This window comes from Dactylosporangium sucinum, from assembly GCF_014647515.1.
GTDB classification, from domain to species: Bacteria; Actinomycetota; Actinomycetes; order Mycobacteriales; family Micromonosporaceae; genus Dactylosporangium; species Dactylosporangium sucinum.
Genome location: NZ_BMPI01000034.1, coordinates 1 through 12,629, shown reverse-complemented (window position 1 = coordinate 12,629; position 12,629 = coordinate 1). Strand labels below are relative to the sequence as shown.

At 73.7% G+C, this 12,629-nt stretch carries 9 protein-coding genes and 1 pseudogene; 5 read left to right on the top strand and 5 right to left on the bottom strand.

What is annotated here, in order from left to right:
• Positions 1-54 precede the first annotated feature (54 nt).
• The 4 genes from IEZ31_RS30405 (at position 55) to IEZ31_RS30390 (ending at position 4,142) form a co-directional block, all read left to right on the top strand.
• Positions 55-345: a hypothetical protein gene (locus IEZ31_RS30405; protein WP_190253453.1), complete on the top strand. Its 291-nt coding sequence runs from the start codon at positions 55-57 to the stop codon at positions 343-345.
• 170 nt (positions 346-515) lie between these two features.
• Positions 516-1,862 (top strand): prenyltransferase/squalene oxidase repeat-containing protein, encoded by a 1,347-nt coding sequence (locus IEZ31_RS30400; protein WP_190253452.1) that lies wholly within the window; start codon positions 516-518, stop codon positions 1,860-1,862.
• A 13-nt stretch (positions 1,863-1,875) separates the two neighbouring features.
• Positions 1,876-2,604, top strand: a complete 729-nt coding sequence (locus tag IEZ31_RS30395) for a hypothetical protein (RefSeq protein ID WP_190253451.1) — start codon at positions 1,876-1,878, stop codon at positions 2,602-2,604.
• 152 nt (positions 2,605-2,756) lie between these two features.
• Positions 2,757-4,142: a hypothetical protein gene (locus IEZ31_RS30390; protein ID WP_190253450.1), complete on the top strand. Its 1,386-nt coding sequence runs from the start codon at positions 2,757-2,759 to the stop codon at positions 4,140-4,142.
• Here IEZ31_RS30390 and IEZ31_RS30385 read toward each other — a convergent pair.
• The 3 genes from IEZ31_RS30385 to IEZ31_RS30375 form a co-directional block, all read right to left on the bottom strand.
• Positions 4,086-7,802, bottom strand: a complete 3,717-nt coding sequence (locus tag IEZ31_RS30385) for a P-loop NTPase fold protein (RefSeq protein WP_190253449.1) — start codon at positions 7,800-7,802, stop codon at positions 4,086-4,088. The genes IEZ31_RS30390 and IEZ31_RS30385 overlap by 57 nt on opposite strands.
• Positions 7,799-8,311: a GNAT family N-acetyltransferase gene (locus tag IEZ31_RS30380; protein ID WP_268241701.1), complete on the bottom strand. Its 513-nt coding sequence runs from the start codon at positions 8,309-8,311 to the stop codon at positions 7,799-7,801. The genes IEZ31_RS30385 and IEZ31_RS30380 overlap by 4 nt, the downstream gene beginning before the upstream one ends.
• Before the next feature lie 304 nt (positions 8,312-8,615).
• A complete protein-coding gene (locus IEZ31_RS30375) occupies positions 8,616-9,407 on the bottom strand; it encodes a hypothetical protein (RefSeq protein WP_190253447.1) in 792 nt (263 codons plus the stop codon).
• A 134-nt stretch (positions 9,408-9,541) separates the two neighbouring features.
• Between IEZ31_RS30375 and IEZ31_RS30370 the strand changes: the two genes are divergently transcribed.
• A complete protein-coding gene (locus IEZ31_RS30370) occupies positions 9,542-9,757 on the top strand; it encodes a hypothetical protein (RefSeq protein ID WP_190253446.1) in 216 nt (71 codons plus the stop codon).
• A gap of 73 nt (positions 9,758-9,830) precedes the next feature.
• Here the strand turns inward: IEZ31_RS30370 and IEZ31_RS30365 are convergent, their stop codons facing one another.
• Entirely contained in the window at positions 9,831-12,380 is a 2,550-nt protein-coding gene (locus IEZ31_RS30365; RefSeq protein ID WP_190253445.1) for an ABC transporter permease, read from the bottom strand.
• A 3-nt stretch (positions 12,381-12,383) separates the two neighbouring features.
• A pseudogene (locus IEZ31_RS30360) lies at positions 12,384-12,629 on the bottom strand (ABC transporter ATP-binding protein); the annotation flags it as partial.

Sequence of the window (12,629 nt, the reverse complement as noted above, 5' to 3'; positions counted from 1 at the left end):
ACCCCAGATGTCTGGGATACGGCGTCCGCCCCGCCGGTCCGTAGCGTCGGCGGCATGACCACGCTCCGCATCGAGCACCCGATCACCGACTACGAGACCTGGCGGCGCGCGTTCGACTCGTTCGCGCCCGCCCGCGACCGGGCGGGCGTCCAGCAGTACCGCGTCCTGCGCCCGGTGGACGACGAGCGGTACGTCTGCGTCGACCTCGACTTCACGGACGTCCGCGCCGCCGAGGAGTTCCTCGCCTTCCTGCGCACGGCCGTGTGGTCCGACCCCGGCCGGGCGCCCGCCCTGGCCGGCGCCCCCACGACCCGCATCCTCATCCCGCCCGGCGACCGCCGCTGACCGCCCGCCGCCGGCCGTTCGCGCCGTCCGGCGGAACGCATTCCGCGTCCGGCGCTGTGATACTCGGCGGGCAGGCGGCCACACCGCCCGACCCGCAGCGTGTCTGCGCGTGCGGCCGGCGATGACCAGCGTCAATGGGTAGGGTGGACGCTGTTGGGTGAGGAGTTGCGGTGGGCAGTGCGCAGGGGGAGATCATGCCGTCCGACCCGGCGCTGCCCGCGGCGGTCGGGCAGCGCATCGAGGTGTACGACCAACGTGGCCGGCGGGTGTCGGCCCAGCTGGTCGCGGCGGCCGGCCCGACCAGCGAGGTCGAGGCGATCCGGGTCGTCACCCGCGCGGTGGCCTCGCAGCATCCGGACGGCTCGTGGGGCTCGGACCAGTATCCCCGCCTGAAGCCCTGCTACACCGCGCAGACCATCGACCTGCTGTACCGGCTGAACGTCCTGTATCCCGCCGAGGGGGAGGCCACCGCCCAGCCGGGCCCGGCGAAGCGGGTGCGGCGCGCCGCCGACTGGCTGCTGACCCGGCAGCACAAGGACGGCACCTGGGGCGAGGACGCCTGGGACACCTGCCGGGTGCTCAGCGCGCTCGACCTCTGCGGCATCGGGGAGGACCGCGAGCAGGTCCGCAAGGCGCTGGGCTACCTGCGCGACTGCGTCGACCACGAGTGGCCCGACCGGCGCTCGTTCTGGTTCGGTCCGGGGTTCCTGGGCGCGGCGCTCGAGGTGTTCAACCGCTTCGGCGACATCGACGCGGCCCAGAAGGTGCTGGACCAGCTGCGGACCTGGTGGGACGACGAGTCGGGCCGGTTCGCCGCCGACTCCGGCGACGGGACGGCGCGCGCCCCGGCGGAGTGGCACACCGCGTGGGCGATCATCGGGCTGAACTCCGTCGGCTCGTACGACCTGTGGCCCGACATCACCCACCGTGCCGAGCTCTGGCTGACCCAGGCGCAGGCCGGACAGGGGTGCTGGGTGCCCGGCAACGCCGACCCGCACATCACCCAGTACTGCACCTCGCAGGTCGTCCTCGCGCTCGCGCCGGCGGGCGGGCGGGAGGAATCCCCGGCCCGGCGGGGAACCGAGTGGCTGATGCGGCAGTGCACCGAGGTCGAGGACCCGCTCAACGTGACGCTCATGGCCGCCGCCGCCGTCGCGCAGACCCACCGGCTCGAGACCACCGTCCGGCTGCCGTACGCGGCCGCGATCGAGGCGATGGACCTCGTCGAGGAGTACGCCGACCTGACCAAGGACATCGGGCGGCAGATCCGCTTCTTCGCGGACCAGGTGCGCGAGCAGGGGACCCAGATCACGTCGCTGTCGGCCAAGATCTCCAGCCTGGACCGCGACCTCGACGAGGCACTGGACGAGATCAAGGTCCGGCACCGGCCGCCGGACAAGACAGGGCGTGCGGCGCCGGGCGGGCTGCTGCACCGGCCGGTCGTGCTCGTCGGCGTCCTGGTGCTCGTCGTCGTGCTCACCGTCATTATTACCTTGCTGGTCGTGGGCCCTGACTGAGTACCCTGTCGCCATGCTGGCCGACCCGGGCGTCCTGGTCGCGATGGATCACGCACCGCTCGGGCCGTTGCCCGGCCTCGCACCGATCGAGGCCGTCGCCCGCGCGGTGCGCCGCAGCGGGCCCGCCGGCCTGGTGGTGAACTACGGGCTGTGCCGGCGCCTGTCCGGCGGCAGCGACGCGGACGGCTGCGACCTCGTTGTACGCCTCGATGGCAACCAGACGTACCGGTACGGCGACAACTGGCCGGACTGGCCGGACTGGGAGCTGTTCTACCGCCCCGCGGACGCGGCACGGGCCGGTGCCCGCGGCGCCGCGGTCAACCTCGTGCTGGGCGCGGCCGGCGAGCTGGCGTCGCTGCGCGTGGTGGCCCGCGCCGCCGCCGAGTGTGCGGCCGCCGGGCTCTACCTGGTCGTCTCGGCGATCAGCGTCGACCCGCCCGGCACCCCGGCCGCGCTGCGCCTCGAACACCGGTGCGCGGCCGTCCGCATGGCCTGCGAGCTGGGCGCCGACGTGGTGGTGGCGTACGACGCCGACCCGGACACGGTCGGCGTGATCCGGGATTGGTCATACCGGCCGATGCTGGCCCAGGGCGCGCCGGCCGACGGGGGACCGGCGGGCCTGGCGCGCTGGGCGAAGGCCTGCGCGTCGGCCGGGGCCAACGGTGTCTGCGTCGGCCGGATGATCTGGTCGGCCGAGGACCCCGCTCGCATCACCGCGGAGGTGTGCGCCGCCCTCCGGTGATGCAGGGTGAATCGTCGCTAGCCCGACTTCGAAGTGTAATCACATGCTGAGGGGATAGCCTGGTGCACGTGCAGACGACCGAGCGCGCAGCCCCAATGGTGGCCGCTGCGCGCGCAACTCGTCGGATCGCGAGTGTGCCCTGGCTCGACCGGATGCCACTCGCCGAATTTGCGCCGCACGTTCCGGGGGCCGCCGTGGTCCAGGAGCGCTGGGGACCGCAACTCGACCGCGCCAGAATTCTGCGGATCTCGCGCGAATTCCACCGGCGCGCGGGCACGCTGACCGAAGCGGTCGCGGACGAGCACCGGAGGTATCGGGCCGGCGCCGCGGTGATCCGCACCGCGCATCAGCCGAACTACCTCGCGTCGTCGAACATCGTCGGCCAGGCGGTGATGGCCGACCGGCTGCGCCGGTTGTGCGGCAGCGCCGACCGGCTGCCCGCGGTCCACATGTTCACGCTCATCGACTACGACATCAACACCGACCGCCGCTACCGGCACGCGCTGCTGCCCAGCCCGACCAGCCGCGACGGCTCGATCGCGCTCTCGCTGCCGGCGATGCGCCACGTCCACGACGTCTTCATGTTCACGGAGACCGAGACGACCGCGGTCGACCTGGTCGGCCGGCTCGACCTCCGCCTCGATCATGACCACGCGGCGCTGCGGAAGGCGCACCCGAACCTCGCGCTGTCCAGGGACCTGCTGCACCAGCGGCTCGACCGGATCGCCGGTCACCTGGCGTTCGCCGCCGGCCAGGCGAGATCCCGCTCGGAGTACACGGCCATCGTCCTGAGCCGCCTCATGAACCTCGACCTCGGCTATTCGACGATGTTTGTGCCGGGTCACCGGGCGATCCGCCTCATGGGTGCGCATTTCGCCGCGATCTGGTCGGAGTGGCCGGACATCGTCAAGGTTGCGGACACGGTCGATGCCTCCCCGGAATGGTCCGGCCACGCGTTCCACGGCGGCACGGCGGCGGGCCAGTTGCTGGCACCCTTCTGGCTGCGCTGCCTGTGCGGCCGCCGGCTCCGGCTCGTCTGGCGCGACCGTCCCGCCGGTGCGGCCCGGGCCGAGTGCGCCGAGTGCCGGCTCGAGCACACGGTGGACCCCACCCGAGTCGCCGAGCTCGGGACGGCGAACCGCCTGATTCCGCGGGTGCTCGCCGACGACCTGCTCGACTTCACCGCCTGGGGGCACTGGGCGGGCTGTGACTACTCCGGCGGTCTCGAGCACTACCAGTTCTCGTCCCTGCTGGCGCAGCGGTTGGGCCTCGCGCCGCTGCCCATCCACCTCTCCGACGACCTGCTCTACCAGCCGGAGACGGACCTCATGCCGAGCGGGTTCGTGGCCGCGGCCGCCGCGCTCGAGCGCGAGTATCCGCATGCGGCCCGGGCCGGCCGGCTCGCGTCGAGCGGCCGGGCCAGCATCGCGCACGCGCTGCTGTGGGCCGACAAGGAGCCGATGAAGCCGGGCGGCCCGACGTCAGAGCACCCGGGCCGCGAGCGCGGCGATCGCCTCGCCGTCGTAGCGGCGCAGTAGCTCGCGCAGGCGGTCGAGCGCGCGCAGGCGTTGCCGGTCCGCGTCGTCGCCGGCCAGCCGCGCGGTCGCGAGCGCCTCGTCCCACCGGCCGTCGTCGTCCGCCGCCTCGGCGAGGATCTGCAGGACCCGCCGGTCGCCGAGCGGCGCGTTCAGGCGGCGCTGCAGCGCGGGCCAGCGGGTCACGATCTCGGCCAGGACGACCAGGTTGCAGGCCCGGGCGACCACGCCGTCGTCGTCGTAGACGGGATCGGTGCTGTCGAGCAGCCGCTGGTACAGCTGCCAGACGTTGAGCATGCGCTTCGCCTCGCGGGCGGAGCGCTCCGGCTGTTCGGCGATGCGCTCGCGGATGATCGCGAGCACCTCGGGCTGGTTCTCCACCGCGCCGCTGCGGGTGGCGGCGGCCGCCGCCGGCGGGCCGGAGGACGGCCGGGCGGGCGCGGTCCGGTTGGCCGGCGCACCGGCCGGGCCCGGGGCGACCGGCGAGACGGAGGCCAGCGGCACGGCCAGCACCCCGGCGACGAACTGGTCGACCGCCGGCGGCTGCACCATCGGGACGCTGACCGGAAGCTGGACCACCTTGCGCAGGAAGGCCCAGCCGGGGCTCGGATCCTCGCCGTGCAGCACCGCCTCGGTCGATCCCAGGTCGCGGTACACCTTGTCGAGGTGCGCCGCGACCACCGCCGGGTCGATGCCGATGACGAACCTGGCGTGCACCTCGGTGGTGCCGGACAGGAACAGCGTGACCGCCTCGAAGACCTCGGCCGTGGTCGCCGCGCCGCAGCGGTCGAGGTCGTCGATGAACAGCACCAGGTCGTAGCCGGCGGCCCGCAGGTCGGTGAGCATCTGCACGACGTCGTGCTGGATCAGGTAGAGGTAGCCGGACCGGGCCTCGTACAGCGGGTCGCGGCGGGCCTCGACACCGGTCGGCGTCCCGTCGGCGTCCGTGAGCACCGGGCCGGCGAGCAGGCCGGTGGGCATGACCGCGGACGCCGGTCCGAAGTACCGTCGCGCCGTGTCGGCCAGGCCGGCGAGCACGAGCAGGGCGGCGATGGCGAAGGCCAGCCAGCCCGGCGTCACCCGGACGCCGCCGATCCGGCCGAACGTGTGTGCGCCGACGTCGGCCAGCTTGAAGAGGGCGGTGCTGACCGCGACCAGGCTCGCCAGCGCGAAGAACGGCGACAACGCGCGCCAGCGCAGCTGCCGGCGGAGCCGGTACCGGTCGACGCGCCGCCGGTTGCGGGTCAGCCAGTACCGCTGCTGGCTCGCCGCGTCGGGGAACAGGACCGGCCGGACCGCCTCGGTGACCGCGTGGGCCAGGCCGGCCCAGACCTGGTCGCTCGACTGGTGGACCCAGGGGTTGAACCAGCCGGTGACCGAGCCGCGGTGGGCGGCCGGCGGCGGCGGGTCCGTGGTGGCCTCGTCGGTGCGCAGCAGTTGCAGCGCCCGGTGGGTGGAGAGCGCCCGGCGCCGGCCCGGCGGCGGCACCGCGGCGGCGACGCGCTCCCGGACCAGGTTCATGATCGTGGTCTTGCCGGTGCCCCACGGCCCTTCGATGCTGACGACGCTCGGCCCGGGCTCCGCGTCCGGGCCGTCGCTCTCGCCGTGCCAGCTGAGCAACCGGGCGAGCTCCTCGGTGAGCGCGGCCCGGCCGAGCAGGTCGCGGGACGCGCGCCGGTCGGCGAGCCCGTGCAGCCGGATCGGCTGGACGAAGACCCGGCGGAGCACCTGCTCGGTGACGGCGTCCCAGAGCAGCATCGAGCCGTCGGAGCCGACGGAGGCCACCACGGTGCTGGTGCCGCCGCCCAGGTGCAGGACGCCGACGCCGGTGATGCGCTCGGCGTGGCCGATGAGCGGGCCGCCGATCCGGCCGCCGGTGGTCGCGTCGAAGCGGCGCACCGCTCGGTCGTCGCCGCCGGTGACGACCGCCGGCCGCCCGTCCAGGGTCACGTAGCCGGCGACCGCGATCACCTGGCCGGTGTGGGCCTCGATCGGGTCGCCGGCGGCGACTCCCTGGTCGAGGTCCCACCGCAGCACGCGTCCGTCGCCGCAGCCGGCCGCGAGCGCCGGCCGCCCGTCCAGCATCGTCAGGCCGGCGAGCGCGGTGACGCCGCCGACGTGGCCGGCGAGGGGCTCACCGATCGGCGCACCGGTCGCCGCGAGCCACCGCCGGACCGTGCCGTCGTCGCCGCCGGTCGCGAGGCACGCCCGGCCGGACAGGTCCGTGTAGGCGGTCACGCAGCGCACGCGGGTGTCGTGCGCCGCAACCGGTTCGCCGGCCGCACGACCCGTGCCCGGGTGCCACCGCCGGAGCCGGCCGTCGTCGCCCACGCTGGCCAGGCAGGCGGCGCCGTCGTCCCCGGGGTAGGTCGCGATGCCGAGCACCCGGCCACGGTGCCCGGCGAGCGGCCGCCCGATGCGCTCACCCGACCGCAGGCGCCACAGCCGGATCAGCCCGTCGCCGCCGCCGGTCGCGAGCGCCTGACCGTCGGCATCGGTGTAGGCGTTGAGCGCCAGCACCGGCCCGCCGTCGGTGACGATGGGCGTCCCGTCCGCCGTGGCGTTGGGTGCCCGCCAGCGCCGGACCGTGCCGTCGCTGCCCGCGGTGATGATCGTCGGCCGGCCGTCGGCGGTCACGAGCGTCATCGCGCGCACCCGGCCCGCGTGACCGGCGTTCACCGCGCCGAGCGCGGTGCCCGTCGCCGCCTCGACGCGGTGGATCGTGCCCGCGTCGCCGCCGTACGCCAGGACGACGCCCTCGGGAGACTGGTAGCAGGTCAGGGTCAGCAGCCGGTCGGCGTGCCGGCCCGGTGGCGAGACCTCTGCCGCCTGCTGCGGATCCCAGCGGCGGAGCACCCCGTCGGTGCCGACGCTGGCGAGCATCGGCCGCCCGCCGGGTCCGTCGTACGCCATGACGGCCGTGACCCAGTCGGAGTGCCCGGCGAGCGTGGCGAGCGCCGCGCCGCTCGCGGCGTCCCAGATCCGGATCGTCGCGTCGGCGCCACCGCTGGCCAGGACCCGGCGGCCGTCCTGGAACTCGAAGGCCGTCACCGTGCGCACCATGCCGGTGTGACCGGCGAGCGGCTCCCCGATCGGCGACCCGGACTCCGCGTCCCAGCGCCGGACCGTGCCGTCGATGCCGGCCGTGACCAGCCCCGGAGCTCCGGTCACCGTCCGGTAGGAGGCGATCGCCCGGATGCCGCCGGTGTGGCCGCGCACCGGGGCGCCGACCTCGGCGCCGGTCTCCGCGTCCCAGCGGCGGATCATCCCGTCGTCGCCGGTGGTCGCGATCGCGGTGCGGCCGGACGCCGTGCGGTACACCGCCATCGCCCGGACCCCGCCGCCGGTGTGCCCGCGCACGGGCGTCCCGATCGGCAGGTCGCTCTCGACGTCGATGCGGACGAAGCCGCCGTCGTCGGTGGCGGCGGCGATGGCCGGCCGGTCGTCCGCGGTCCGGTACGGCGTCACGGCCAGCACCCGGCCGGGGCGGGTGCTCAGCGTGCCGATCGGGGAGTCGGTCGCCGCGTCCCACAGCCGGATCGTGCGGTCCTCGCCGGCGGTGACCAGCGCGAGCCGCCCGCCGGGCAGCTCGCACGCGGCCATGGCCACGATCGCGCCGTTGGCGGCGATGGCCCGGCCGTCGGCGGATGCCCCGGCCGTCACGGGTTCAGCCCGCCGGTGCCGGCCCGGCGCAGCATCACGTCCATGACCTGCCCGGCCGAGGACCGGCGGACCGTGACGTGGCGCCATCCCCACCGCAGGTACAGGCCCTTGACCGTGGCCCGCGGGTCCACGCACAGCGTCGCGACGGTCTCGCGCCGACCGGTCAGCAGCGACCGCATCAGGGCCGAGCCGATGCCGTGGTGCCGGTCGCCGGGCCGCACGGCGAACTCCATGACGGCGAACTTCGCCCGGCCGGCGGCCTCCGGCGGGAGCATGTGCGCATTCGTCCACCAATCGGAGGCGCCGAACGTGAATCCGTATGCGAAGCCGGCGACGCCGCCGTTCTCGGCCACCACGAGGTCGAATCCCGCGCGGCCGGCGTGCTCGGCCAAGCGCTCGGCGAAGCGGTTCGCGTCTTCCACGGTTTCGTTGTACGGGTCCTCCGCAAATGCGTCGGCATACAACCGGCGAACCGAATCCAGGGCGCGCGGGACCTCGGCGGACGCCACGTGCCGGATCGCCGGGCTCACGGCCGCTCTGGTGGCGGAACGAACCGTCCGCCGATCGATCCCGCCACGGAACGAGTCTACGGCACCACGGTCCGTCCGGTCAGAATCGCAGCAATAGCGGTCGATGGGTGCGCATTGATAGTTGCAACTGCGCGAGTTCCCGCGAAACGCGCCGACCGGGTGGGCGAATGCGTCGGGATGTTCATCGGCGGCGCAGGTGGTGGCCGGGGCCCGGCGACCGGGGCCCGGCCCCCTCGACCTCCTCCTCGCCGCCGGCTGCGCCGTCACCTGCGGCACGCGGGCCTCACTCGTCGAGCCCGGCGTGGCCGGCCTCGGAGTACGCCTGGTGCATCTCGGTCAGCCTGGCGTCGAACGCCGAGATGACGCCCGCAAGCCGGCCGCGCACGCCGTCGAGGCGCTCGGGTGTGTTGGGGTCGCCGCCCTGCTCGCGAAGCGCCACCAGCCGGCGCAGGTCGTCGAGCAGCGCATTGACGTTGGTCTCCAGTTCGCGCAGCGCGCGGTCGGCCAGGTCGTACATGTCGGCGGGCAGGTCCAGCCGCTCGGTGCTCACCACCGCCTGCGCGTCGAAGATCACCGTCCACCTGCTCGGATCCACCGTTCCCGAGTGGATGGCGTCGGCGATGCCGTGCCGGTTGAACCGGTCGACGAGCAGGAACGCCCGCCACACGTTCGCGAACGCCTGCCGCTGCCGTGGACTCCACCGTGGCCGTGGGGCCGGGTTCTGCAGCGACCGGGCCGCGTTGAGCGCGGTACGCTGGCCGGCCCGGCGGGCCGCGAGCTGCTCGAGCAGCTGCCGATGCCACGTCCGCCATGGCGCGAGGTCGACGTCGGCGGGGCGGCCGGCGTGGAGCGCGCAGGCCCGGACGAATGCCTCGACGAACTCCCACTGGGTGGCCGCCGTGCGCCCGCTCAGCTTGTCCTGGATGGTGCCGCGCGCATAGGGCCGCTCAGCCTGTCTGGTGAGCCGCTCGAGGTCCCGGACCGACGGGTTGCCGCACTGCACCTGCCAATGCCGCAGCCGGTCGGCGAACGCCGCAACCGGATCCGGGCTCGGCTGACCGCTGTCGCTCGACACGTGGACACCATAGGTCACCGTCCGGTGACCGACCATGCGCAACCACTGTCCGCGATCCGTCCGAGAGGTTCGCCGGACAACGGGCCGGACGGCTTTCCTGGGCTCATCGGTTCGCATCGGGAAAGGGGTCCGGCATGCTCTGCTGGCTCATCGGCAGCCTGCTGACCGCCGTCGTCAGCACCACCGCGCTGCTGGTCTCGCGCCTGGTCTGGCTGGCCGGGCTGAAGGAGGCGCTCAGCAACAGCCATCCGCACCAGCGACCCGCCATCATCCGCGCCTACGCCACCTGCCAGCCCGTCGCCGCCCGGACCAGGGACCCGGGCCCGCGGGACGTGGGGGCGGACCGGTGAGCCGGGTCCCGGACGCCGAACGGCCCCCCGACCGCCGCACCGGTCGGGGGGCCGCTCGACCCCAGGGGGAGGGTCAGTCGTGCGCGATGGCCTGCAGGACGTTGACCCGCGCGGCGCGGATCGACGGCAGCACCGCGGCGATCACGCCGACCAGGGCGGCCAGCAGGAGGTACGTCGCCATCTGCGACCACGGGAAGGCCAGCTTCGAGAAGCCCTCGTCGCGCAGGGCCCTGACCACCGCGGCGCCGAGGCCGGTGCCCACGCCCAGGCCGAGCAGCGCGCCGAAGACCGAGATGACCACCGCCTCGACCGTGACCATGCGCATCGTCTGGGCGCGGCGCATGCCGATGGCGCGCAGCAGGCCCAGCTCGCGGGTCCGCTCCAGCACCGACAGCGCCAGCGTGTTGATGATGCCCAGCACCGCGATGAGGATCGCCAGGGCCAGCAGGACCTGGATCATCGTGAGCAGCTGGTCGAACTGGGCCGACTGCGCCGCCACGAACTCGGCGCGGTTGGCCACCGAGACCTCCGGGTTGTCCGCCAGCAGCCGGTCGACCTCGCGCTGGATGTCGGCGACCGAGGCGCCCGCGGCGGCCCGGATGAAGCCCCAGGAGGGCTGCGGGCTGCGGAAGTCCTTCACCACGTCGCCGGAGACGAGCATGCCGCCCGCGACGTCGCTCTTGTGGTACACCCCGATGATCTTGATCTTGTGGACCTCGCCGCGCGTGAACTGGACGTCGACCGTGTCCCCGAGCTTGAGGTTGCGGTCCTTGGCGCTCTGCTCGTCGATGACGGCCTGGTCGGGCCCGGTCCAGCGCAGCTCGCCGGAGGCTGCCGTCAGCTTGAACATCCCGGCGTAGGCCGCGATGTCGGTCGAGGCCGAGATGCCGCGGTTCTCGCCGTTGACGGTGCCGTAGTCCCAGTACTCGCTCGCCACGCTGGCCACGCCCGGCAGCTTGGCCGCCTCGTCCATCACCTTCGGGTCGAAGCGGGCCGGGCCGGTGCTGTCGCCGTCGCCGGAGATGATCAGGTCGACGGTGACCTGCTTGTCCGCCTGCTGGCTCAGGCTGGACTTCGCCGAGTTGAGGATGACGTTGACGCCGGTGATGAGGGCCAGGCCGACCATGAGCGCGGCCGCGGTGATCGCGGTGCGCCGCGGGTTGCGGCCCGAGTTGAGCCGGCCCAGCTTGCCCGGCACCGACCAGGAGAACAGCCGGCCGAGCAGCGACACCACCGGGCGGGCCAGCAGCGGGGTGAGCAGCGCGACGCCGATGAACGACACCAGCACGCCGCCGAGGATCAGCCAGAGCGTGTTGTCGCCGCCGTTGCCCGACAGGCCGATGCCCAGCAGGGTGCCGCCGGCCGCGCCGACGAGCGCGCCGCTGACCGTGAGCTTGGTGAGCGGCCGGTCCGGCGTCGCCACCTCCTGCAGGGCCGCGATCGGGGGGATGCGGCCGGCCCGCAGCGCCGGCAGTACCGCCGCCACCACCGTCACCAGCAGACCCACCACGAACGCGCTGATCACCGCGGTCGCCGGCACGCCGATGCTGGCCAGGGCCACCCCGCTGACGTTGCCGAACACCCAGGCCAGCAGGACGCCGACGCCGATGCCGGCGGCCAGGCCGAGGACCGACGCGATGAGGCCGATCGCGACCGCCTCGATGAGCACCGAGCCCAGCGTCTGCCCGCGGCTGCCGCCGAGGGCCCGCATGAGCGCCAGCTCGCGGGTGCGCTGCGCCACGATGATCGAGAAGGTGTTGAGGATCAGGAACGTGCCGACGAACAGCGCCACCCCGGCGAAGCCGATGAGGATGTTGTTGAAGAAGCCGAGGCCCTGCTTGAAGCCGTCGACCGTCTCGTCCTGCAGCTGCTTGCCGGTCTTGGCGACGTAGCCGTCGCCGAGTGCCGCCGCGATGCTGTCGCGGAGCTGGTCGTTGGTGACGCCCGGCGCCGCCTTGACGTCGATGCTGCTGAAGACGTCCTTCTCGCCGAGCATCAGCTCCTGGGCCACCGGCGTGGTGAACGAGACCTCCAGGGCTCCCCCGAGCGAGTCCCGGTCGCCGCTGTACCCGAAGATGCCGACCAGCTTGAACTTCTTGGCCCCCGGCTGGAGGGTCAGCACGCTGACCTCGTCGCCGACCTTGATGCCCGCCGCCTTCGCCGTGGTGGCGTTGACCGCGATCTCGTCGTCGGCGGCCGGGCCGCGGCCCTCGCGCAGCTGCAGCAGGTCGGACGTGCCGACCCAGTTCTGCCCGATGCGCGGCGGGCCGAAGGTGGTGACGACCTTGCCGTTCTTGCCGACGACCCGCGCGCCGTCGGAGGAGGCGACGCCGGTCGCGCTGGCCACGCCGGAGACGGCCTTGACCTTGTCGAGCGTCGCGGCCGGGATGGTGGACGCGGACTCCGGGCCGTCGAACTCGCCGGCCTGGACCTTGGGCTTCGCGGTCACCTGGACGCCGGTGTTCTCGAAGACGGACTTGAAGAGGTTGTCGAAGGAGCGGCCCAGCGTGTCGGTGAGCACGAACGCGCCGGACACGAACATCACGCCCAGCACGACGGCCAGCGCGGACAGGGTGAGCCGCAGCTTGCGGGACAGCAGGCTCTTGATCGTGGCACGCAGCATGGCTCAGGCCTCAACCTTGTCGAGCCGCTTGAGCCGGTCGAGCACCGCGTCGGCGGTCGGCGCGTAGAGCTCGTCGACGATGTGGCCGTCGGCGAGGAACACCACGCGGTCGGCGTAGGAGGCGGCGTTCGGGTCGTGCGTGACCATGACGATCGTCTGGCCGAAGTCGCGGACCGAGTTGCGCAGGAACGACAGGACCTCGGCGCCCGAGCGCGAGTCGAGGTTGCCGGTCGGTTCGTCGGCGAAGAT